Below are 22067 nucleotides of genomic sequence, written 5' to 3'. Positions count from 1 at the left end.
CTAGTCCGTATCTTACAGGGAGCGATCTCCTCGCCCAGCCTCCTCCACTTTTTCTGCATATTTCAGGTAGGGACACTGATGATCCTTGTGACAGGCGCCACGGGAACGGTCGGCCGCGAGGTGCTGCGAAGGCTCCCGCCCGGTCCCGCGGTCCGCGTCATGGCCAGGAACCCGGACCGCGTCGAGGGGGCGCCGGCGACGGCCGAGACCGTTCCCGGGGACTACGACGACCCGCAGTCGCTCGGCCGTGCGCTGAGCGGGGTGCACACCGTGCTCCTGGTGACCAACCGCGTCGCCGGGGACCAGGACGCCCGCTTCCTGGAGGCCGCACGGACCACCGGGGTGCAGCACGTGGTGAAGCTGTCCGCCGCCGCCGTGGCGGATCCGCTGGCCGATGACCTCATCACCCGGTGGCAGCGCGGGAACGAGGACCTCCTGCGGGCGTCCGGGATGGGGTGGACGCTGCTGCGCCCCCGCTCCTTCATGTCCAACACGCTCTCCTGGTCCGTCTCCGTGCGCGCGGAGCAGGTCGTCCGGTCCTTGTACGGGTCCTCCGCCAACTCATGCGTCGATCCCCGCGACATCGCGGACGTGGCGGTGCGCGTCCTCACCGGGCCCGGACACCATCACGGGCGGGCGTACACGCTGACCGGGCCGCAGGCCGTCAGCGCAGCACAGCAGACGGCCCAGCTCGGCGAGCTTCTGGGCCGTCCACTGCGTTTCGAGGAGCTGGAGCCGGAGCGGGCCCGGGCCCTGTGGAGCGAGCGCCATCCGGCGCCCGTGGTCGAGGCGTTGCTGAGCAGTGCGCTGCGGCAGCGGGACGGGGCCAAGGCCGGTGTGGAGGGGACGGTCGCGGAGCTGACGGGGCGACCGGCACGTTCGTTCCGGGACTGGGCGGCGACCCGGCTGTCGGCCTTCATGCCGCTCTGACGCCGCTGCGCCGGGCCGGCCGACCACGTGGTCGGGCGGTGCGGTGCGGGCGGCGCCGGGGTGCGGGCCGGCCGGTGTGCCGGATCGACGGGGGCTACGGCGCCGCTGTCACGGTGGAGACGAAGACGAGCTCGCCGTCCTGATGGCCCGTCACGCGCACCCGCTGCGCCTCGCCCCGTCCGGACCGGCCCAGGAGCTCGGCCTCGATGAAGCAGGGGGCGTCGAGTTCGGCGTACCGCTCGAACTCGCTGGTGATGCCGAGGGGAAGGAAGGCGGAACGTTCCAGTACGGCGGCCGCGGCCTGCCGGGCGGCCTCCAGGAGCAGCATGCCCGGCACGTGGTCGACCGGGTGGTCGAAGAGCACGGGGTGGCGGGTGTCCACGCGCAGCTGCCAGCGGCCCGGCTCACCGATGGGCGTGAGCACCACGTCGGCCGGCGAGGTCCGTCCCACGCTCTGCGGCGCCGCGGGCGCCGTCAGCGGAAGCGGGCGCAGGGCGCCGTTCAGCACGTGCGCCGGACGCAGCCTTCGGTACACGGCGGGGCTGGTGCAGGAGTAGGAGATCCGTCCCGTCGCGACCGGCAGGCCTTCGCGGCGGACCGTCGTCTCGTAACACAGCGCCACCAGGGCGCTGCCCCGCCGCTTCACCTCGGTGCAGGTGACCTCGATGTCGAGCGAGGCGGGGGTCTGGCGGACCTGGAGCTGCTCCGGGTGGACGGTCACGGCGATGTCGTGCAGAAGGAAGAGCTGACCGAAGGGGATCCCGAACTCGGCGTGGCCGAGGAGCGCGCCGACCTGGCGGATCGTTTCCACGGCCATGAGCGGATCATGGTGTTCTCCGTCGACAGCAGTGAAGAAGCTGTGACTGCGCGGCCATTGGGCGGCCACCCGGAAATGGGTGTCGTCCTGGCGTTCCCAGTCGGTGAGCATCACTTCGGCGACGGCGGCCCGGTGCACCAATTCCTTGGGCACGGTGGCCGTCAGAGTGGGCTGGGACGGCACGGCGGGCAGGAAGGGCGACTGCACTGTCCCCCATGACGGAGGGATCGGTCGTCGCTCAACTCGGAATGTAGTCGCAGTCATTGTTCCCCCTGAACCAACGGCGCTGACGGGTTGTGGTGAAGCTGCGAAGCCTTGGAAAAGATACATACCAACCGGTTTAGTTTCCAGAGGAATCCGAGCCTCCAGAGACAGAACTTCTGGAGGCTCTAATTCCGGCCAGCCCCGTCCGGGACATCGCCCCTGCTCCGCGCCGTGCGGCCACCCTCCGCCGACGGCTCCCGCTCCTGCTTGGCCCCTGCCGGATCTCAAGTGGCCCTTGAGGCGCGTCATGGAACGTGGCCGAAGGTCCGAGGAGGAGTTATGGGCGTTTCGGGCGGTGAGAAGTTCGCTCTCCGTGTCGAGCGAGGGCGTGCCAGTGATGAAGAGCTGGCCGCGGTGACCGTGGTGCTGTGTTCGGTGCTCGCCGGGCGCAGTGAGGAGTGGGGCGAGGGGGAGCCGCCGGACGCCCCGTCGTGGCGGCCAGAACGGGCCAGTACGGCCTATCGGTCCCCGTTCAGCTGGCGGTAGAGCCGCCGGTTTTTGACCAAGGCTGATGTGTGTGGGCGCCATGCACCGATCCTTAGAAACCGCATACGCGGTTTGTTATGGTGAGGGGCATCGGTCGGGCCGCACCTTGAGGGAGGGACGTGTCGTGACAGTTCTGGATGACATTTCTCGGGCCTCTGTGGCGGCGGACGCTCACGGGCGTGTGGCCGAGCTGCAGGCGATCCGGGAACAGGCCCGGCGCGGGCCGAGTGAGCGTGCGACCGAGGCGCAGCACGCCAAGGGCAAGCTGACCGCTCGCGAGCGCATCGCGCTCCTCCTCGACGAGGGCTCGTTCAGCGAGGTGGAGCAGCTGCGCCGGCACCGGGCGACCGGTTTCGGCCTGGAGGACAAGAAGCCCTATACGGACGGTGTGATCACCGGCTGGGGCACGGTCGAGGGCCGTACGGTCTTCGTCTACGCGCACGACTTCCGGATCTTCGGCGGCGCGCTGGGCGAGGCCCACGCGACGAAGATCCACAAGATCATGGACATGGCCATCGCGGCCGGTGCCCCGCTGGTCTCCCTCAACGACGGCGCGGGCGCCCGTATCCAGGAGGGCGTCTCGGCGCTGGCCGGCTACGGCGGCATCTTCCAGCGCAACACCAAGGCGTCCGGGGTGATCCCGCAGATCAGCGTGATGCTCGGGCCCTGCGCGGGCGGCGCGGCGTACTCTCCGGCGCTGACGGATTTCGTGTTCATGGTCCGGGACACCTCGCAGATGTTCATCACCGGCCCGGACGTGGTCCGCGCGGTCACGGGTGAGGAGATCACCCAGAACGGTCTCGGCGGCGCGGACGTGCACGCCGGCACCTCGGGCGTCGCGCACTTCGCGTACGACGACGAGGAGACCTGCATCGCCGAGGTCCGCTACCTGCTGTCGATGCTGCCGCAGAACAACCGCGAGTACCCGCCGTGCGTGCCGTGCACCGACCCGCAGACCCGGCGCTCGGACGTGCTGCTGGACCTGGTGCCCGCCGACGGCAACCGGCCGTACGACATGCTCAAGGTCATCGAGGAGCTGCTCGACGACGGCGACTACCTGGAGGTCCATGAGCGCTGGGCCCGCAACATCATCTGCGCCCTGGGGCGGATGAACGGCCAGGTCGTCGGCATCGTCGCCAACCAGCCCGGCCACCTCGCCGGTGTCCTGGACATCCACGCCTCCGAGAAGGCCGCGCGCTTCGTCCAGCTCTGCGACGCCTTCAACATCCCGATCATCACGCTGCTGGACGTCCCCGGCTTCCTGCCGGGCGTCGACCAGGAGCACGGCGGCATCATCCGCCACGGCGCCAAGCTGCTGTACGCGTACTGCAACGCCACCGTCCCGCGGATCTCGCTGATCCTGCGCAAGGCCTACGGCGGCGCGTACATCGTCATGGACTCCCAGTCCATCGGCGCCGACCTGACGTATGCGTGGCCGACGAACGAGATCGCGGTCATGGGCGCCGAGGGTGCTGCCAACGTGATCTTCCGAAAGCAGATCGCCGACGCCGACGACCCCGAGGCCATGCGTGCGCGGATGGTCAAGGAGTACAAGGCGGAACTGATGCACCCGTACTACGCCGCCGAGCGCGGCCTCGTCGACGACGTCATCGACCCCGCCGAGACCCGCGAGGTGCTCATCAGCACCCTCGCGATGCTCCGCAACAAGCACGCCGATCTGCCGTCCCGCAAGCACGGCAACCCGCCGCAGTAACCGCGAAGGAGACCTGCCACCACATGAGCATCGCCACGGACACCCTGCTGCGCGTCGAGAAGGGCAACGCCGAGCCCGAGGAGCTGGCCGCGATCACCGCGATCCTGCTCGCCCGCGCCGCCGCCACCCCCGAGACCGCGGTCCTCGCCCCCCGCTCCCAGGCCGGCTGGCGCCGCCTGGAGCGCACCCCGGGCTTCCGCGCCCCGCACAGCTGGCAGGGCTGAGCCCCTCGGTACGACGCAAGGCCCCGCACCCGTCCAGGTGCGGGGCCTTCGCCTTGCCCGGCTCGTCGGCCTGCCGCCTGCCGCCTGCCGCCCGCGCACGGCGAAGGCCCCCGTGTCAGCTGACACGGGGGCCTTCGTACGGGCCGGGGGCGCGAGCTACCGCAGGCGCGCCATCAGGGCGTGCTCGACGAGCGTGATGAGCGCGCTCTTGGCGTCCGCGCGGTGGCGGGCGTCGGTGGTGATGATGGGGGCGTCCGGGCCGATCTGCAGGGCCTCGCGGACTTCCTCCGGGGTGTACGCCTGGTTCCCGTCGAAGCCGTTGAGGGCCACGACGAACGGCAGGCCGCTGTTCTCGAAGTAGTCGACGGCGGGGAAGCAGTCGGCGAGACGGCGCGTGTCGACGAGGACGACGGCACCGATGGCGCCGCGGACCAGGTCGTCCCACATGAACCAGAAGCGGTCCTGGCCCGGCGTACCGAAGAGGTACAGGATCAGGTCCTGGTCCAGGGTGATGCGGCCGAAGTCCATGGCGACCGTGGTGGTCGTCTTGTCACCGGTGTGGGTGAGGTCGTCGATCCCGGCGGAGGCGCTGGTCATGACGGCTTCGGTGCGCAGCGGGTTGATCTCGGACACGGCCCCGACGAACGTGGTCTTGCCCACGCCGAAGCCGCCCGCCACCACGATCTTCGCGGAGGTGGTGGAGCGGGGAGCCGCTCCGCCGTTAGAGCTTGCGAAGTCCACTGAGCACCCTTTCGAGCAGTGTCACATCTGGCTGGCCACCGGCAGACTCGTCGCCGCCGGGCTGGTGAATGGCGACAAGGCCCGCCTCCGCCAGGTCGGCGACGAGGATGCGGGCGACACCAAGAGGAATGGAGAGAAGTGCCGAGATCTCCGCGACGGATTTGATCTCCTGGCACAGACGGCAGATGCGCTGGTGCTCGGGCAACTGCCCTTGCAGCCGGGCGGGATCCGCCGTGGTACTGACCAGCGCCTCGATGGCGAGCTGGTAGCGCGGCCGAGTACGGCCGCCGGTCATCGCGTACGGGCGCACCAGCGGGTTGTGGGCCTTGGGAGCCTGCTGCCGCGCGGCGCGCTGAGGCTGCTGCGGAGGCATGTAGGGCTGCTGAGGCTGCTGGGGCTGGCCGTACGGCTGCTGCTGGTACGGGTTGTGCTCCGGCACGGGCCGGCTGGGGGAGGAGGGGAAGTTGAAGCGGTTCTGGTCGTGTCCACCCTGCGGCTGCTGCGCGCCGCCATAAGGATGTCCTCCGGGTGTTGTCACGTTTCCTCCTCCGACTCCAAGTACGCAGTACTCCCTGTGGAACCGCGCCACCGCACCCTATGGTGCGATGACGCGAAACGCACTGCCTGTCTGCTAGTTGAGAAGACTTCCCTGCAGCTCCGCGCGCAGGTCCGGGGTGAGGACGCTGCCCGCTCGGTCCACCAGGAGGGCCATCTCGTAGCCCACGAGGCCGATGTCGCACTCGGGGTGCGCGAGCACCGCGAGCGAGGATCCGTCGGAGACGGACATGAGGAAAAGGAATCCCCGGTCCATCTCGACCACGGTCTGGTTGACGGCGCCGCCCTCGAAGATCCGGGAGGCCCCGGCGGTCAGCGAGGTCAGACCGGAGGCCACGGCCGCCAGCTGATCGGCGCGGTCACGAGGGAACCCGTCGGACATCGCCAGAAGGAGTCCGTCGGCGGAGACCACCACGGTGTGGGACACCCCTGGGGTGTTGTCCACGAAGTTGGTGATCAACCAGTTCAGGTTCTGTGCCGCCTGGCTCATCGGGCTCACACTAACGCTCCTGGTCATAGCTGTTACTTGACTGCTCGGAACCCGCGTTGCGTCCCTGCTGGACACCGCGCCGCAGGTTGCTCAACCTGCCACGGACGTCCTCCGGGGCGCGGGAGACCTGAGGGCCGCCCTGCGGGGTCGACTCCGCGGTGCCTTCGACCAGGTTGGCCTTGGGCACCCGCCGAGGGAGACCGGACGGGGTGACCCCGCCCGCCTTCGGCTCACGGAGTTTTCCGGCCTGCTGCCAGCGCTCGTCGTTACGCGAACGCCACGCCGCCGTGCCTTCCGTCTCCTCCGGAGCCTGCTCCGGGGCGGCGGGCTGCTGCTGACGCTGCGGCCGCTGCTCGAAGAGGGATCCGGTGGACTCCGCTTCCTTCTGTGCCGGCTGCCACTGCTGCTGGCTGCCGCGACGCGGCAGGCCCGCTCCGGTCATCTCGTGGCCGGTGTCGGCAGCGGCGCCCGGACGGTCGAAGCCTACGCGTTCCGGGGCCTGTTCGGGACCGGCCTGGGATTCCGATTCGGTCCCGTAATTCTGCTGGTAGCCGCCCGGGTAGGTGTTCTGCGCAGGCCAATCGGCCTGCTGCGGCTGGGCCTTGTAGCCGTCGTCGTAGCTTGCGGCGCCCTGCTGCTGGTCCTGGTACCCGGCTTCCGGATATGTGTACCCCTGCTGGGGATACGCCTCGTAGCCCGGCTGCGCAGGGAAGTCGTCGGGAGCCTCGTACGGAGCGTCGTAGCCCTGCTCGGGCTGCTGCTCGTAGCCCTGGTACGGCTGGTAGCCGTGCTCAGGCTGAGGTTCCGGATAGTCCTGGGCGGCAGGCTCGGCGTACTGCTGCTCCTGCGGGAAGCTGACCTGGGCCTTCAGCGCGGCCCTGCGCTCCTCGGCGAGGAGGGAGCGGCCCACCGGGTCGAGGTCGCGGCCGTCGGCGCCCTGCTGGTCGTACCGGGAGTCGTCGAAACCGAGCTCGGCGGCCGTACGCAGCGGAGCGGGCTGCTGGACCTTCTGCTCCGGGATGATCGAGGAGACCGTGAAGTCGTCGTCCGGGATGCCCTCGCCACCGCCACCGTGGGTGATGGCGTCGGGGAGCATGACCAGCGAGGTGGTGCCGGCCGCCTCGCCCGAGGGGCGCAGCTGGACGCGGATGCTGTGGCGGTCAGCCAGCCGGCCGACCACGAACAGGCCCATGCGCTGCGAGATCGCGGCGTCCACGGTCGGCGGGTTGGCCAGCTTGTGGTTGATGTCCGCGAAGTCCTCGGCGGTGAGGCCGATGCCCTTGTCGTGGATCTCGACCATCACGCGGCCGTCGGGCAGACGGGTGGCGTTGACGCGGACCTTGGTCTGCGGGGAGGAGAACGTGGTGGCGTTCTCCAGGAGCTCGGCGAGCAGGTGCACGAGGTCGGTCACGGCCTGGCCGTGGATCTCGGCCTCGGAGACGCCCGAGAGCTCGACGCGCTCGTACTGCTCCACCTCGGAGGAGGCGGCGCGCAGGACGTCGACGAGGGGGACCGGCTGGTCCCAGCGGCGGCCCGGTTCCTCACCCGCGAGGATGAGGAGGTTCTCGCCGTTGCGGCGCATGCGGGTGGCCAGGTGGTCCAGGCGGAAGAGGTTCTCCAGCTGGTCCGGGTCCGCCTCGTTGTTCTCCAGGTCGGTGATGAGGGTCAGCTGGCCCTCGATCAGCGACTGGTTGCGCATGGAGAGGTTCGTGAAGATCGCGTTGACGTTCCCTCGCAGGAGCGCCTGCTCGGCGGCGAGCCGTACCGCTTCCTGGTGGACCTGGTCGAAGGCGCGGGCGACCTCGCCGATCTCGTCCTGGGAGTTGATCGGGATCGGCATGACCCGGGTGTCGACCTTGCCGGGGTCGGTGCGCGAGAGCTGGTCGACCAGTGCCGGCAGACGCTGCTCGGCGACCTCGAAGGCGGCGGTGCGCAGGTGGGACATCGCGCGGCTCATCTGGCGCGCCATCATGCCGGCCAGGATGAAGGCCGCGAGCAGGGCCACGACGACGATGGCGCCGTTGCGGATGGCGTCGTTGCGGGCCTCTTCGGAGACCGCGATGGCGTCCTTGACGGCCTTGTCGAGGAGTTCCTTCTCGACCTCGTCGTAGCCGTCGAACTTGGCGGTGGCGGCGGCCTGCCAGTTCAGGGGCGTGGTGCCGCCCGCGGCGAGCTTGGCCTTGTTGTCGCCGCTGGCGATCGCGTCGGTCATGCTGGCGAGCGGGGAGTTGTTGACCCCCATGGGCGGCGGCACGAAGCGGACGCCGGCCTGTTCGGCCTTGGTCTTGGCCTCGGTGATCTTGGCCGCGCCCTCCTGCGCCTTCTTGCCCATGACCTCCTTGAGGCGGTTCACGTCCTCCTCGGTGCCCGCCGCGACGTACTCGCCGATGGCGATTTCCTCGAGGTAGGCGTAGGAGGAGAAGGCGATGAGCTGCGACTTGCGGATGTTCTCGTCCGCGCTCGGGCGCACCAGCAGGTGGGTGCCGACGGAGCGCTGGAGCGAGTTCGCCGCCTTGGCCAGCTGGATCGCGTAGACCATGCGGCCGTAGGAGGTCACGTTGCCGGTACCGAGGCCGAGCTCGTTGGCGAACTGCATGAGGTAGTGCTGGACCAGCACGTAGCCCTCTTCGGTCGGGATGGGGCCCGCCGAGGTGGGGAGGTTCTTCTTGGCGCTCTCGAGCGGAGCCTGGTACGCGGTCTTGCGGACCTGCTCCAGCTTGGGCTCGTCCCCGCGGAAGAGCTCGAGGCGGCGCTCCAGGCCCTGGGCCTTGGGCATGTCCTGGACGGCCTTGTCGAACTTCACCTTGGCCGAGTTGGTCACCCCGTATGCCTTGGAGACGACCTCGCTCTTGGTGTCGCCGTTCAGCAGCGGTTCCGCGCTGAGGTCGCGCTCGTTGAGCAGCGCCTGGCTGTACTCGGAGGCGGCCGTCACGACCCTGGCTATCTTCTCGGCGTCCTTGGCCTCGTTCCAGGTGTCTATGGAGCCCTTCACCTGGAAGCCGCCCATGACCAGCCCGACGAGGGCGGGCACGAGCAGGATGGCGTTCAGACGGGTCGGCACGCGCCAGTTGCGGGGCGAGAACCTGCTGGTGCTCCCGTTGCGCGCGGGTGGGCCCACGGGCGCGTCGACGGGCGACGCGGCCGCTCGCGGCGGCGGGGTGAAGTTGCCGCGCGCGGGTTCATCCGCGGGGCTCGTGATGCTTCGCCTCACTCGACCAACAACCTCTCGGCGGTGCTACTAGCTAGTTCGTTGAATTCCAGCACGGTTAACGGCCGTGTTCCAAACAGTTGAAACCGGCCATTCCCAGAAGCTTATGCCCCACATAAACCGGACATAAAGTCCTTCCTACGGCAAAAATGGGGGGAGTTGTGCGCGTAGCGGCACCAACCGACCGCACCCCGTGTCCACCTGGCCGCAATTCTCTGTCGAAACGTTATGAAGCAGAAGGGCGGGCCGTGTCGCATGACACAGCCCGCCCCTCACGCGCGACAGTTGAAACCGTGTTACTTGAGCCGCGCCATCAGGGCGTGCTCGACGAGCGTGATGAGCGCGCTCTTGGCGTCCGCGCGGTGGCGGGCGTCGGTGGTGATGATGGGGGCGCCGGGGCCGATCTGCAGGGCCTCGCGGACTTCCTCCGGGGTGTACGGCTGGTGCCCCTCGAAGCCGTTGAGGGCCACGACGAACGGCAGGCCGCTGTTCTCGAAGTAGTCGACGGCGGGGAAGCAGTCGGCGAGACGGCGCGTGTCGACGAGGACGATCGCGCCGATGGCGCCGCGGACCAGGTCGTCCCACATGAACCAGAAGCGGTCCTGGCCCGGCGTACCGAAGAGGTACAGGATCAGGTCCTGGTCCAGGGTGATGCGGCCGAAGTCCATGGCGACCGTGGTGGTCGTCTTGTCACCGGTGTGCGTGAGGTCGTCGATCCCCGCGCTCGCGGAGGTCATGACGGCTTCGGTGCGCAGCGGGTTGATCTCGGAGACCGCACCGACGAACGTGGTCTTGCCCACGCCGAAGCCGCCCGCCACCACGATCTTCGCCGAGGTGGTGGAGCGAGCAGCTCCACCGCTAGATGTTCCGAAGGCCACTGAGCACCCTTTCGAGCAGCGTTACATCCGGCGTGCCGCCGGCCTCTCCATTGCCCGGCTGGTGGATGGCCACCATTCCGGCCTCCGCCAGGTCGGCGACGAGGATCCGGGCGACACCGAGCGGCATCGACAGCAGTGCGGAGACCTCCGCGACCGACTTCACTTCCCGGCACAGGGTGCATATTCGCTGGTGCTCGGGGAGGAGGCCGGACAGGTGCATCGGATCGGCCGTGGTGCTGACCAGCGCCTCGATGGCGAGCTGGTAGCGGGGCCGGGTCCGGCCGCCGGTCATCGCGTACGGACGCACCAGCGGCTGGTCGCCATCCGAGTACGAATCTCCGTACGCATCGGGATAGGCGGGGGGCGGGGTCATTGATCCTCCGGGCTGGACAGCAGTGGTCAGCGTGCCGTCTGACGGGGCGGCCGGTGGGGGGACGGTATGACGGCCTGGCGGGGGTACTTGGTTCCGGGGGAGGGGCCCCGGTCTTCCGGCCGGAAGTACCGTCCGGCCGGAAGAGTGACAGTCAGGTGAGCAAGCTTCCCTGCAGCTCCGCGCGCAGGTCCGGGGTGAGGACGCTGCCCGCTCGGTCCACCAGGAGGGCCATCTCGTAGCCCACGAGGCCGATGTCGCACTCGGGGTGCGCCAGTACGGCCAGCGAGGATCCGTCGGAGACGGACATGAGGAAGAGGAATCCCCGGTCCATCTCGACCACGGTCTGGTTGACGGCGCCGCCCTCGAAGATCCGGGAGGCCCCGGCGGTCAGCGAGGTCAGACCGGAGGCCACGGCCGCCAGCTGGTCGGCACGGTCACGGGGGAAACCTTCGGACATCGCCAGAAGGAGTCCGTCGGCGGAGACCACCACGGTGTGGGACACCCCTGGGGTGTTGTCCACGAAGTTGGTGATCAACCAGTTCAGGTTCTGTGCCGCCTGGCTCATCGAACTCAACTATCGCTCCTGCTGGTAAGTGGGGTCGACGTGGTAGCTGCCGGTCGCCGGGCCGCTGTTGCCTGCCTGACGACCCTGCTGGATACCGCGTCGGAGGTTCGTCAGACGGCCGCGGACGTCATCGGGCGAACGCGAGACCTGAGGACCGGTCTGGGCCTCGGCCTGCTGCTGTGCGGTGCCGGCCACGAGGTTCGCCCGTGGGACCCGGCGGGGCAGCCCCGAAGTGGTGATGCCGCCGGCGGCGGGCTGGCGCACGCGCTCGGCCTGCCGCATCAGCTCGTCGTTCGGCGAGGACCGCCAGCTGACGGTCGGCGTGGCGCCGGTCGCCGCCGAGGCGGGTTCCGTCGCGTACTCCTGACCGCGCTGCGGCTGGTGCGGAGCCACCGGAGCGGACTGCTGCGGCTGCTGGCCCTGCTGGGGTGCGCCGGCCGACGGTCCCTGCGCGGGGGGCTGCTGCCCCTCCTCGCGGAACCAGTTCGACTCGAGCGTGTCGAAGATCGGGCTGCGGGCGTCGCCGGAGCTCTGCGCCGGGGGCAGGGCCTCCGGGCGGTGCCCCTGCGGCAGCCGGGGAGCCTCGGGACGGGCCTGCGGTACGGGTGCGTAGTCGCCGCCGTGCTGCGGGGCCTGAGCCTGCTGCTGCGGAGCCTGGGCCGGGCGGGCGAAGCCGCCGACACCGGGACCGCCGGGCCGCGGGGCCTGGGTGCCCGGGCGGGCGAACTGCCCGGTCGTGGAGGGATCCGCGGGGCCGCGCTGCTCCGGGCGCTCGAACTGTCCGGTGGCGGACGGGCTCAGGGGGCCCCGTACGTCGGGACGCTCGAACTGCCCGGTCGTGCTGTTGCCGCCGTCCGCCACAGGCAGCGGGGCGTTGAAGTCGGGGCGGGCGAACTCGGCCGTCGAACCGGGGCCCGACAGTTCGTCGTGGCCGCGTGCCTGGTCCGCGCCCCAGCTCGCGGTCTGCGGACCCGGGAGCTCGGGACGGGGGGCGCCGCCGCGCGGCGGCAGCTGCGGCCGCCCGCCGCGCTGAGCCGGGGCAGCGGACTGCTGCTGGGCCTGCTGGGCCTGCTGAGGCTGCGGCTGCTGCGGCTGAGGCCGCTCGAAGCCGGTGCCCTGGGGGAATCCGGCGGGACCGGACGCCGGGCGGCCCTGCGGACCACCGGCGGGGCCACGGCCCGCCATCGGCGCACCGGCGCCGAAGGCGCCCTGGCCCTGCCCCGCGGTGGTCGGACCCGGCTGCGGGCGGGCGCCGGGAGCACCGGGGCCGCCCTGCTGCTGGGGCCGGCCGCCCTGGAGGCCCTGCTGGTTCTGCTGGCTCTGCGGACGCTGCTGGCCCGGGGCGGCGCCGTCACGTCCGGGCAGGGCGGCACGCTGGGCGCCACCGGCGACCTGGCCGCGCTGCGGGGCCGCGCCGACGGTCGGACGCGCGCCCCCACCGGGCACGGAGGGCTGTCCACCGGGACCACCCTGACCGGCGGAGGGACCGCCCTGGCCGCCGGGCATCGGGCCCGGCTTCTTGCCGCCCTGGGCCACGTCCACCGGCAGCATGACGAGGGCGGTCGTACCGCCCGAGTCGGAGGGGCGCAGCTGGATGCGGATGCCGTGTCGCAGGGACAGGCGGCCGACCACGAACAGGCCCATGCGGCGGGAGACCGAGACGTCCACGGTGGGCGGCGCGGCGAGCCGCTCGTTGATGGCGGCCAGGTCCTCGGGGGAGAGGCCGATACCGGTGTCGTGGATCTCGACGAGCACGCGGCCGTCGGGGAGAGCGTGACCGGTGACCTTGACCTTGGTCTGTGGGGAGGAGAACGAGGTGGCGTTCTCCAGCAGCTCGGCGAGGAGGTGCACGAGGTCGTTGACGACGCGGCCGGCGACGTCGGTGCCGGGCACCGACGACAGTTCGATGCGCTCGTACTGCTCCACCTCGGACGCCGCGGCGCGGAGCACGTCGACGAGCGGGACGGGGCGGGTCCACCGGCGGCCCGGCTCCTCGCCCGCGAGGACGAGGAGGTTTTCGCCGTTACGGCGCATGCGGGTCGCGAGGTGGTCGAGCTTGAAGAGCGAGGACAGCTGGTCCGGGTCGGCCTCGCGCGACTCCAGCTCGGAGATGAGCGAGAGCTGGCGCTGGATGAGGCCCTGCGAGCGGCGCGAGAGGTTGGTGAACATCGCGTTGACGTTGCCTCGCAGGAGGGCCTGCTCGGCGGCGAGGCGGACGGCCTCGCGGTGCACGTCGTCGAAGGCCGCGGCCACCTGGCCGATCTCGTCGCGGGTGTGCACACCGACCGACTCCACGGACGTGTCGACGTCCTGCGGGTCGGACTCGGACAGCTGCTTGACGAGCTCGGGGAGCCGGTCCTGGGCCACGCGCGTGGCGGTGTCCTGCAGGCGGCGCAGCGAGCGGATCATCGAGCGGGCCATGACGAAGGCGCCGACGAGGGAGACACCGAGGACGAGGAAGATCAGGGCACCGTTGATGATGGCGTCCTGCTGCGACTCGTTCTTGAGCTCGCGGGCCTTCTGCTCCATGTCTTCGAGCAGGGTCAGCTCGATGACCTTCATCGCCTGGAGCTTGGTGTCGTCGGCGTCGTACCAGTCCATCCAGGACCGGTTCTTCTCCTTGACGAACTGCCCCTCGTTGCTCAGGACGCGGCGGGCGTAGTGGTCGGCGCTGCCGATCTCCGTGTTGCCGTCGCCGAGCGCGGCGAGGAGTTCCTCGGGCTTGCCCTGGTAGACGAGTTCGAAGGTCTTCTTCGACTGGCCCTCACCGCGGAGCGCGGAGAGGGCGAACAGTCGGTCGTTCTCCAGCAGCTTGCCCTGCTTCTCGCTGCTGTCGGGGAGGGCGGCGGCGATGATCGCGCGCTGGACGGAGGCGTACTCCTTGGCGGAGGAGAAGGCCGCCAGGGCGCGCGTACGCTTGATCATCTCCGGGCTGGAGGTGGCCTGGGCCATGTCCTGGGAGAGCGAGAGCAGCGAGACGATCAGGGAGTTGTACTCGGTGACGGTCTGCTGGGCGCCGTTGACGTACGCCTTCTGGCGGATGTCCTTGATGCTGGTGAGCTGGCGGCCGATCTGCAGGACGTTGTTGCGGATCGACTTGAGGGTCTCGTCCTTGTCCTGCGCGCTGTCGACCTTCGCGGTCGCGGCCTCGAAGGCCTTGGCGGCGGAGTCGGTCGTCTCGCGGACGCCGTCGACGATGCTGTTGGACTTGCCCGGGGTCACCGACAGCGGACCCGCGGACTTGTCCCGCTCCTCCTGGAGCGCGGCGGCCAGGTTGGTGGCCTGCCGGGTCATCGTCGTCAGCAGCTGCATGTGCTCCAGCTGGGCGATGTCATTGAGCGAGTCGTTGATGCGGAAGCCACCGAGCGTGGTGGCGGCGACGACCGGCAGGGTCAGCAGCGACACCAGTCGCGTGCTGATGCGCCAGTTCTGCATGGCGAGGCGAGAGCCGGGCCCGCTGGGGGCCTTGGGTATCGCCACGTCCTGCTCGACCGGCCCGGCCTTGGCCTTGACCTTGTCCTTGGCGGACTTCCCGCGGCCCTTCGCCTTCACCGTGGCGGATGCGTCGGGGCGTGCCCCTTCGACAGCCGGCCCGCGGTTCTGGGCGTGCTGGGGCGAGGAGCCACGGTCGGTCCCGCCGCGCGGCTCCTGCTCCGCCGCAGCGCTGCCATCCCTCTTGAATCGTCCCTGCACTAGCGTCGCAACCTCTGGACCAGGCGTCCCGCCGGGCGACCGGTGGGACGGTGTCGAGTCGTGGGGCACTGACGGCCCCATGGTGGTCGTCGGTGACCGGCGCGTCTCCCTCTCCTTGCCGCCGCGCTCGGCGCTGAGTCGCGCCACCTGCGCGCCGGCTGATTCCCGCGGCGGTCCCGCGAATTCCAGCACAGTGGGGGATCTCCAACAAGGTGCGGGTGTCGGCCCGGAGAGTCGGTGACGGCATGTGACAGGTGGGCTACGCGATGTGCTCCCGCTATCAGGAAAAACCGGACTTACGCCACCCAAACAACGCTCCTGGCAAGGTGTCCCAGTCGAGATGATCAGGAGCGGAATGGCGCATTCAGTGGCGCAATGTCCGTTTCTGGGGGTGGAATTGACTGTCCATTATGCCCGTAATGCCTGGTCGCGGGTGAGCAAACTCACACAGCGCTGGCCATTACTTCCTGGTTCCGCGGGGGATTCAGATGTTTAGCCTTGCCCCTTAAAGGGTTGACGCATGCGACAACCGACGCCCATACGACAGACCGAGGGTCCCGAAACTCCGATGAACGCGAAGACGACGCGGCCGCTGTTCCGCAACATAGCCAACCCCCGCCGCACCACCCTCGCTCACCTCAAGGACGCCGAGGAGCTCCAGGCGCCCCTGGCCCCGGAGCACTCCGTCGAGCTGCCGGCCCAGACCGCGAACCCGCGCCGCACGATCCTGATGGACGCGCCGGTCGCCGCCGCCGCGCAGTAACCACGGCGCAACGGAACGCGAAGCGTCCCGGCCCGCCGCGTTAGCCTGGGGTCCGCAGACTCCAGCCAGCGGAAATACAGAGGGGCAGACGCAACACGTGCGCATCGCCAGGTTCTCGATCGACGGCAATGTCGCCTTCGGCGCCGTGGAGGGCAGCACGGCCCCCGGCGACGAGACAGAGCTCGTCCTCGACATCATCAAGGGCATTCCGTTCGCGGACTTCGAGCTCTCCGGCACGAAGGTTCCGCTCAGCAAGGTCCGGCTGCTGCCGCCCGTGCTCCCCAACAAGGTCGTGGCCATCGGCCGCAACTACGCGGAGCACGCGGCGGAGCTGGGGAACGCCATCGTCGACGACCAGGGTCGTCTTGAGGCGCCGATCACCTTCTTCAAGCCCTCCACCTCGGTGGTCGGCTCCGGCGACCCGATCGCCTACCCCTCCTTCTCCCAGGAGGTCCATCACGAGGCGGAGCTCGCCGTGGTGATCGGCCGCATGTGCCGCGAGGTGCCCCGGGAGCGCGTCAAGGACGTCATCCTCGGCTACACCTGCGCCAACGACGTCACCGCGCGCGACGTCCAGCAGCGGGAGAAGCAGTGGGCGCGCGCCAAGGGCTTCGACAGCGCCTGCCCCCTCGGCCCCTGGATCGAGACCGACCTCGACCCGTCCGACCTGGCCATCCAGTGCACGGTCAACGGCGAACAGCGCCAGCTCGGCCGCACCAGCCAGATGGTCCGCTCCATCGAGGACCTGGTCGTCCACATCACCGAGGCCATGACGCTGCTCCCGGGCGACGTCATCCTCACGGGGACCCCGGCCGGAGTCGGCCCCCTGAACGTCGGCGACGAGGTCGCCGTCACCATCGAAGGCATCGGCACTCTCACCAACAAGGTGATCAAGCGTGGCTAACGCGAACCCCCGCGTACGTTTCTGTCCCTCCCCGACCGGCAACCCCCACGTGGGCCTGGTCCGGACCGCCCTCTTCAACTGGGCGTTCGCCCGCCACCACGGCGGTACGTTCGTCTTCCGTATCGAGGACACCGACGCGGCCCGCGACTCCGAGGAGTCGTACCAGCAGCTGCTCGACTCGCTGCGCTGGCTCGGCTTCACCTGGGACGAGGGTCCCGAGGTGGGCGGCCCGCACGCCCCGTACCGCCAGTCCGAGCGCATGGACATCTACAAGGACGTCGCGCAGAAGCTGCTCGACGGCGGTTACGCGTACCACTGCTACTGCACCACCGAGGAGCTGGACGCCCGGCGCGCCGCCGCCCGCGCCGCCGGCAAGCCCTCCGGCTACGACGGCCACTGCCGCGAGCTGACCCAGGTGCAGGTCGAGGCCTACCAGGGTGAGCACCGCGCCTCGATCGTGCGTTTCCGGATGCCCGACGAGACCATCACCTTCACGGACCTGGTCCGCGGCGAGCTGTCCTTCACCCCCGAGAACGTGCCGGACTTCGGCATCCTCCGGGCCAACGGCGCCCCGCTGTACACGCTGGTCAACCCGGTCGACGACGCGCTGATGGAGATCACCCACGTCCTGCGCGGCGAGGACCTGCTGTCCTCCACCCCCCGCCAGATCGCTCTGTACAAGGCGCTGATCGAGCTGGGCGTGGCCAAGACCACCCCCGCCTTCGGCCACCTGCCGTACGTGATGGGCGAGGGCAACAAGAAGCTCTCCAAGCGCGACCCCGAGGCCTCGCTCAACCTCTACCGCGAGCGCGGCTTCCTCCCCGAGGGCCTGCTGAACTACCTCTCGCTCCTCGGCTGGTCCTTCTCCAAGGACCAGGACGTCTTCACGATCGAGGAGATGGTGTCGAAGTTCGACATCGACGGGGTCAACGCCAACCCGGCGCGCTTCGACCTCAAGAAGGCCGAGTCGATCAACGGCGACCACATCCGCCTGCTGGACCCGAAGGCCTTCGCGGACGCCTGCACCCCGTGGCTCCAGGCCCCGCACGCCAACTGGGAGCCCGCGGACTTCGACGCCGAGGCGTGGGCGGCCATCGCGCCGTACGCCCAGACCCGCGTCACCGTCCTGTCGGACATCACGGCCAACGTCGACTTCCTGTTCCGCAAGGAGCCGGTCGAGGACCAGCCCTCCTGGGACAAGGCCATGAAGGGCGACCCGGCGGCCCTCCTGACGACCGCGCGCGAGAACCTCGCCGCCGCCGACTGGAACGACCCGGAGTCCCTCAAGCAGGCCGTCCTGACCGCCGGCGAGGCCCACGGCCTCAAGCTCGGCAAGGCTCAGGCCCCGGTCCGCGTGGCCGTCACCGGCCGCACGGTCGGCCTGCCCCTCTTCGAGTCCCTCCAGATCCTGGGCGAGGAGAAGTCCCTGGCCCGCATCGACGCGGCCCTGGCCAAGCTCGCCGCGTAGCCCTCCCGTACGTTCCGTACGTCCGCACGTCCCGCAGGGGGCGGCAGCCGACCAGGCCGCCGCCCCCTGCGGTGTTCGCGGCAGCGTCCAGGGCGGTGGAGGGCCAGGTGCCGACCGCTGCGCCCGAGGCCTACGACGGGACAGGTGTCCGCGCCGTCGACACCGGCAGGCCCCGGAAAGGCCTGTGCGCACACGGACTCGCGCGTAGGCTCGGCCCCATGCCGATCCGCGCCGTGCTGTGGGACATCGACGACACCCTCTTCGACTACACGGGGGCCGATGCCTCCGGGCTCGCGCGGCAGCTGGACGCGGAGCACCTGCGGGAGCGGTACGGGACCCCCGAGCGGGCGCTGGCCGTCTGGCGGGAGATCACCGACCGGCACTGGGAGCGCTTCGCGGCCGGTGAGGTCACCTTCCAGGGGCAGCGCCGGGACCGGGTGCGGGACTTCCTGGAGGCGCCCGGGATGACCGACGCCGAGACCGACCTCTGGTTCGGCCGGTACGTCGAGCACTACCAGGCCGCCTGGGCCCTCTTCCCCGACGTGGTGCCCGTACTGGACGCCCTCGCGGCCACGTACCGCCACGGGGTCCTCTCCAACTCCAGCGTGGCCAACCAGGACCCCAAGCTGCGCCACCTCGGACTGCGGGAGCGCTTCGAGGTGCTCGTGTGCGCCGCCGAGCTGGGCGTCAGCAAGCCCGACGCGGCGGCCTTCCTCGCCGCGTGCGAGGCGTTCGGACTGCCGCCCGGGGAGGTGGCGTACGTGGGGGACCAGCCGGAGATCGACGCGCGCGGCGCCCGGGATGCCGGACTGGTGGCGGTCTGGCTCGACCGAGACGGAGGCCGTGGGCCGGGGCCCGACGGCGTACACCGGATCACCGGGCTCGAACACCTGCCGCAGCTGCTGGCCGGGGATACCCGTTTTGGAGCACGGTCAGCCATCCGGTAATGTTCTTTCTGCGCCGCCGGAGCGGGCCGAAAGGCCGGACGGAGGCGCCACCAAAAAAAGAAAGCCCCTCAGGGGGTTGACTTTTGGTGGGGTATAGTGTAATTGGCAACACGAGGGTTTCTGGTTCCCTTATTCTAGGTTCGAGTCCTGGTACCCCAGCGCAGTGCAGTAATAACGCAGTGCTTTGCCCCCGTTGTGTAGCGGCCTAGCACGCCGCCCTCTCAAGGCGGTAGCGCCGGTTCGAATCCGGTCGGGGGTACAGATCCTTCCCGCGAGATCTCCAGGGTCGCACCCGGACGTCTTGATGCAGGATCGCTAGGGCCCCCGTTGTGTAGCGGCCTAGCACGCCGCCCTCTCAAGGCGGTAGCGCCGGTTCGAATCCGGTCGGGGGTACTGTTGGTCTGGTCTAGACCACTTTGGGCTATAGTGTAATTGGCAACACGAGGGTTTCTGGTTCCCTTATTCTAGGTTCGAGTCCTGGTAGCCCAGCGCAGTAACAGCAACACCAGCTAGCCCCCGTTGTGTAGCGGCCTAGCACGCCGCCCTCTCAAGGCGGTAGCGCCGGTTCGAATCCGGTCGGGGGTACGCATCGAAGAGGCCCTCCGCGATCATCGCGGAGGGCCTCTTCGCCGTTTCCGGCCACCGCGCGGCACTCCGTCCGTCACTTGTCACCCGGTACAAGTACGGGCCCGGCGGCGCGTGTTCGGACGTGTGCGGCGTCGTACGCGCCCCCGGGCCCGGGGGTGGAAGAGGGAAGAGGGACCGGCAGGCCGGGGAGTGCTCAGCTGGAGCGGCGCAGCGCCTCCGTCAGACGGGCGGCCGCGTCGATCACGGCCTGCGCGTGCATCCGGCCCGGGTGCCGGGTCAGGCGCTCGATCGGCCCGGAGACCGACACGGAGGCCACCACGCGGTTCGAGGGCCCGCGCACCGGCGCCGAGACGGAGGCCACACCGGGCTCCCGCTCGCCGATCGACTGCGCCCAGCCGCGGCGCCGTACGCCGGAGAGCGCCGTCGCCGTGAAGCGCGCGCCCTGGAGGCCGCGGTGGAGCCGCTCGGGCTCCTCCCAGGCCATCAGGATCTGCGCGGCCGAGCCCGCCTTCATCGGGAGCGTCGAGCCCACCGGGACGGTGTCCCGCAGGCCCGACAGCCGCTCCGCGGCGGCCACGCAGATGCGCATGTCTCCCTGACGGCGGTAGAGCTGCGCGCTCTCGCCCGTCACGTCGCGGAGGTGGGTGAGTACCGGTCCCGCCGTGGCCAGCAGGCGGTCCTCGCCGGCCGCGGCGGCGAGCTCCGCCAGCCGCGGACCGAGGATGAACCGGCCCTGCATGTCCCTCGCCACCATCCGGTGGTGTTCCAGTGCCACGGCAAGGCGATGTGCCGTGGGTCGTGCGAGCCCTGTCGCCGCGACCAGCCCGGCGAGGGTGGCCGGACCGGACTCCAGTGCGCTCAGTACCAGAGCTGCCTTGTCGAGAACGCCGACGCCGCTAGAGTTGTCCATGAAACGATATTCACGTCTCACACTGTGAAACGCAAGTTCAATATTTCCAAGAAACAGCGAGTCTGTATGTACGGGTCCACGAACCACTGGGTCCGGGACGGTGAGCCGGAGGGAAAGCGATGGGTAGGACACTCGCGGAGAAGGTCTGGGACGACCATGTCGTCCGGCGCGCCGAAGGCGAGCCCGACCTCCTCTTCATCGATCTGCACCTGCTGCACGAGGTGACCAGCCCGCAGGCCTTCGAGGGCCTGCGTCAGGCCGGCCGCAAGGTCCGACGCCTCGACCTCACCATCGCGACCGAGGACCACAACACCCCCACCATCGACATCGACAAGCCGATCGCCGACCCGGTCTCCCGGGCCCAGCTGGAGACGCTGCGGGCGAACTGCGCCGAGTTCGGCGTACGCCTGCACTCGCTGGGTGACGTGGAGCAGGGCGTCGTCCACGTCGTGGGACCGCAGCTGGGCCTGACCCAGCCGGGCACCACCGTGGTCTGCGGCGACTCGCACACCTCTACGCACGGCGCCTTCGGCGCGCTGGCCTTCGGCATCGGCACCAGCCAGGTCGAGCACGTGCTGGCCACCCAGACCCTGCCGCTGGCCCGCCCGAAGACGATGGCGATCACCGTCACCGGCGCGCTGGCCGAGGGCGTCACCGCCAAGGACCTGATCCTGGCCATCATCGCCAAGATCGGCACCGGCGGCGGCCAGGGCTACATCCTGGAGTACCGCGGCGAGGCCATCGAGCAGCTGTCGATGGAAGCCCGCATGACCATCTGCAACATGTCGATCGAGGCCGGCGCCCGGGCGGGCATGATCGCCCCCGACCAGACCACCTTCGACTACCTGAAGGGCCGCGACCACGCCCCCGAGGGCGCGGACTGGGACGCGGCGGTCGCCTACTGGCAGACCCTGCGCACCGACGAGGACGCGGTCTTCGACGCCGAGGTCGTCATCGACGGCACCACGCTGTCCCCGTTCGTCACCTGGGGCACCAACCCGGGCCAGGGCGCACCGCTGTCGGCCAGCGTCCCCGACCCGGCTTCGTACGAGGACGCTTCGGAGCGCCACGCCGCCGAAAAGGCCCTGGAATACATGGGGTTGACCGCCGGGCAGCCGCTGCGCGACATCAAGGTCGACACCGTCTTCGTAGGTTCCTGCACCAACGGCCGCATCGAGGACCTGCGCGCCGTCGCCGGGATCATCGAGGGCCGCAAAGTCGCCGACGGCGTACGGATGCTGGTCGTCCCCGGCTCGGTCCGGGTGGCCCTGCAGGCCGTGGAAGAGGGCCTGGACAAGGTCTTCAAGGAGGCCGGCGCCGAATGGCGGCACGCGGGCTGTTCGATGTGCCTGGGCATGAACCCCGACCAACTGGCGCCGGGTGAGCGCTCCGCGTCCACCTCCAACCGCAACTTCGAGGGCCGGCAGGGCAAGGGCGGACGCACCCACCTGGTCTCCCCGCAGGTGGCCGCCGCCACCGCGGTACTGGGCCACTTGGCCTCTCCCGCCGACCTGTCCGACGCCAACGCGACCGCCGGAGTCTGAGAACC

19 protein-coding genes and 5 tRNA genes are annotated in these 22067 nt (G+C 70.0%); 14 read left to right on the top strand and 10 right to left on the bottom strand.

The window, feature by feature from the left end:
* Positions 1-78 precede the first annotated feature (78 nt).
* Positions 79-930, top strand: a complete 852-nt coding sequence (locus tag OG447_RS31415; RefSeq protein ID WP_266940932.1) for an SDR family oxidoreductase — start codon at positions 79-81, stop codon at positions 928-930.
* 94 nt (positions 931-1024) lie between these two features.
* Here OG447_RS31415 and OG447_RS31410 read toward each other — a convergent pair whose 3' ends face one another.
* Complete coding sequence (locus OG447_RS31410) at positions 1025-1954, bottom strand: ScbA/BarX family gamma-butyrolactone biosynthesis protein (protein WP_266940930.1); 930 nt, start codon at positions 1952-1954, stop codon at positions 1025-1027.
* A 336-nt stretch (positions 1955-2290) separates the two neighbouring features.
* Here OG447_RS31410 and OG447_RS31405 point away from each other — a divergent pair, with 336 nt between their 5' ends.
* The 3 genes from OG447_RS31405 to OG447_RS31395 all read left to right on the top strand — a co-directional run bounded on the left by OG447_RS31405 (position 2291) and on the right by OG447_RS31395 (position 4435).
* A complete protein-coding gene (locus OG447_RS31405; protein ID WP_266940928.1) occupies positions 2291-2497 on the top strand; it encodes an acyl-CoA carboxylase subunit epsilon in 207 nt (68 codons plus the stop codon).
* Positions 2498-2621: 124 nt separating this feature from the next.
* Positions 2622-4211, top strand: a complete 1590-nt coding sequence (locus tag OG447_RS31400; protein WP_266940926.1) for an acyl-CoA carboxylase subunit beta — start codon at positions 2622-2624, stop codon at positions 4209-4211.
* A gap of 23 nt (positions 4212-4234) precedes the next feature.
* Positions 4235-4435, top strand: coding sequence for an acyl-CoA carboxylase subunit epsilon (locus OG447_RS31395; protein WP_266940924.1), 201 nt, complete (start codon positions 4235-4237; stop codon positions 4433-4435).
* Positions 4436-4591: 156 nt separating this feature from the next.
* Here the strand turns inward: OG447_RS31395 and OG447_RS31390 are convergent, their stop codons facing one another.
* The 8 genes from OG447_RS31390 to OG447_RS31355 form a co-directional block, all read right to left on the bottom strand.
* Positions 4592-5176, bottom strand: a complete 585-nt coding sequence (locus OG447_RS31390) for an ATP/GTP-binding protein (RefSeq protein WP_161288290.1) — start codon at positions 5174-5176, stop codon at positions 4592-4594.
* A complete protein-coding gene (locus tag OG447_RS31385; RefSeq protein WP_266940922.1) occupies positions 5157-5714 on the bottom strand; it encodes a DUF742 domain-containing protein in 558 nt (185 codons plus the stop codon). The genes OG447_RS31390 and OG447_RS31385 overlap by 20 nt, the downstream gene beginning before the upstream one ends.
* A gap of 93 nt (positions 5715-5807) precedes the next feature.
* Positions 5808-6221 (bottom strand): roadblock/LC7 domain-containing protein, encoded by a 414-nt coding sequence (locus tag OG447_RS31380; RefSeq protein WP_030037347.1) that lies wholly within the window; start codon positions 6219-6221, stop codon positions 5808-5810.
* A gap of 10 nt (positions 6222-6231) precedes the next feature.
* Positions 6232-9432, bottom strand: a complete 3201-nt coding sequence (locus tag OG447_RS31375) for a nitrate- and nitrite sensing domain-containing protein (RefSeq protein WP_266940921.1) — start codon at positions 9430-9432, stop codon at positions 6232-6234.
* Positions 9433-9725: 293 nt separating this feature from the next.
* The gene (locus tag OG447_RS31370) at positions 9726-10307 is read right to left on the bottom strand and encodes an ATP/GTP-binding protein (RefSeq protein WP_031144253.1); all 582 of its coding nucleotides are present in this window, start codon (positions 10305-10307) and stop codon (positions 9726-9728) included.
* The gene (locus OG447_RS31365; protein WP_266940920.1) at positions 10288-10680 is read right to left on the bottom strand and encodes a DUF742 domain-containing protein; all 393 of its coding nucleotides are present in this window, start codon (positions 10678-10680) and stop codon (positions 10288-10290) included. Before OG447_RS31365 ends, OG447_RS31370 begins: the two co-directional genes overlap by 20 nt.
* A 151-nt stretch (positions 10681-10831) precedes the next feature.
* On the bottom strand, positions 10832-11245 hold the full coding sequence (locus OG447_RS31360) for a roadblock/LC7 domain-containing protein (RefSeq protein WP_069922098.1): 414 nt from the start codon (positions 11243-11245) through the stop codon (positions 10832-10834).
* Positions 11246-11254: 9 nt separating this feature from the next.
* Entirely contained in the window at positions 11255-14938 is a 3684-nt protein-coding gene (locus tag OG447_RS31355; protein ID WP_266940919.1) for a nitrate- and nitrite sensing domain-containing protein, read from the bottom strand.
* 568 nt (positions 14939-15506) lie between these two features.
* Between OG447_RS31355 and OG447_RS31350 the strand changes: the two genes are divergently transcribed.
* The 9 genes from OG447_RS31350 to OG447_RS31310 all read left to right on the top strand — a co-directional run bounded on the left by OG447_RS31350 (position 15507) and on the right by OG447_RS31310 (position 19605).
* Positions 15507-15701 carry a hypothetical protein gene (locus OG447_RS31350; RefSeq protein ID WP_266940918.1) on the top strand — a complete coding sequence of 65 codons (195 nt, stop codon included), beginning with the start codon at positions 15507-15509 and terminating at the stop codon, positions 15699-15701.
* Positions 15702-15798: 97 nt separating this feature from the next.
* Positions 15799-16605 (top strand): fumarylacetoacetate hydrolase family protein, encoded by an 807-nt coding sequence (locus OG447_RS31345; protein WP_266940916.1) that lies wholly within the window; start codon positions 15799-15801, stop codon positions 16603-16605.
* Positions 16598-18073 (top strand): glutamate--tRNA ligase, encoded by a 1476-nt coding sequence (gene gltX, locus OG447_RS31340; protein ID WP_266940915.1) that lies wholly within the window; start codon positions 16598-16600, stop codon positions 18071-18073. Before OG447_RS31345 ends, gltX begins: the two co-directional genes overlap by 8 nt.
* Before the next feature lie 218 nt (positions 18074-18291).
* Positions 18292-19020: an HAD family hydrolase gene (locus tag OG447_RS31335; protein ID WP_266940914.1), complete on the top strand. Its 729-nt coding sequence runs from the start codon at positions 18292-18294 to the stop codon at positions 19018-19020.
* Between the two features lie 87 nt (positions 19021-19107).
* Positions 19108-19179, top strand: a tRNA-Gln gene (locus tag OG447_RS31330).
* A gap of 27 nt (positions 19180-19206) precedes the next feature.
* Positions 19207-19279: transfer RNA gene (locus tag OG447_RS31325), tRNA-Glu, on the top strand.
* Between the two features lie 61 nt (positions 19280-19340).
* Positions 19341-19413: transfer RNA gene (locus OG447_RS31320), tRNA-Glu, on the top strand.
* Between the two features lie 24 nt (positions 19414-19437).
* Positions 19438-19509 (top strand) — tRNA-Gln (locus tag OG447_RS31315).
* Positions 19510-19532: 23 nt separating this feature from the next.
* Positions 19533-19605 (top strand) — tRNA-Glu (locus OG447_RS31310).
* Between the two features lie 196 nt (positions 19606-19801).
* Here OG447_RS31310 and ndgR read toward each other — a convergent pair.
* Entirely contained in the window at positions 19802-20518 is a 717-nt protein-coding gene (gene ndgR / locus OG447_RS31305; RefSeq protein ID WP_112450208.1) for an IclR family transcriptional regulator NdgR, read from the bottom strand.
* 119 nt (positions 20519-20637) lie between these two features.
* Here ndgR and leuC point away from each other — a divergent pair, with 119 nt between their 5' ends.
* Complete coding sequence (leuC, locus tag OG447_RS31300; protein WP_266940913.1) at positions 20638-22062, top strand: 3-isopropylmalate dehydratase large subunit; 1425 nt, start codon at positions 20638-20640, stop codon at positions 22060-22062.
* Positions 22063-22067: the final 5 nt, after the last annotated feature.

This window comes from Streptomyces sp. NBC_01408, assembly GCF_026340255.1.
In the GTDB taxonomy this organism is placed as follows: domain Bacteria; phylum Actinomycetota; class Actinomycetes; order Streptomycetales; family Streptomycetaceae; genus Streptomyces.
Note: the sequence above shows the minus strand (reverse complement) of the source record. Positions and strands in the feature narration are given on the sequence as shown.

Excerpts from the sequence above, each read along its gene's own strand:
- OG447_RS31415 (WP_266940932.1), top strand. The coding sequence starts at position 79 with ATGATCCTTGTGACAGGCGCCACGGGAACGGTCGGCCGCGAGGTGCTG.
- OG447_RS31405 (WP_266940928.1), top strand. The coding sequence starts at position 2,291 with ATGGGCGTTTCGGGCGGTGAGAAGTTCGCTCTCCGTGTCGAGCGAGGG.
- OG447_RS31395 (WP_266940924.1), top strand. The coding sequence starts at position 4,235 with ATGAGCATCGCCACGGACACCCTGCTGCGCGTCGAGAAGGGCAACGCC.
- OG447_RS31380 (WP_030037347.1), bottom strand. The coding sequence starts at position 6,221 with ATGAGCCAGGCGGCACAGAACCTGAACTGGTTGATCACCAACTTCGTG.
- OG447_RS31365 (WP_266940920.1), bottom strand. The coding sequence starts at position 10,680 with ATGACCCCGCCCCCCGCCTATCCCGATGCGTACGGAGATTCGTACTCG.
- OG447_RS31360 (WP_069922098.1), bottom strand. The coding sequence starts at position 11,245 with ATGAGCCAGGCGGCACAGAACCTGAACTGGTTGATCACCAACTTCGTG.
- OG447_RS31350 (WP_266940918.1), top strand. The coding sequence starts at position 15,507 with ATGAACGCGAAGACGACGCGGCCGCTGTTCCGCAACATAGCCAACCCC.
- OG447_RS31335 (WP_266940914.1), top strand. The coding sequence starts at position 18,292 with ATGCCGATCCGCGCCGTGCTGTGGGACATCGACGACACCCTCTTCGAC.
- ndgR (WP_112450208.1), bottom strand. The coding sequence starts at position 20,518 with ATGGACAACTCTAGCGGCGTCGGCGTTCTCGACAAGGCAGCTCTGGTA.
- leuC (WP_266940913.1), top strand. The coding sequence starts at position 20,638 with ATGGGTAGGACACTCGCGGAGAAGGTCTGGGACGACCATGTCGTCCGG.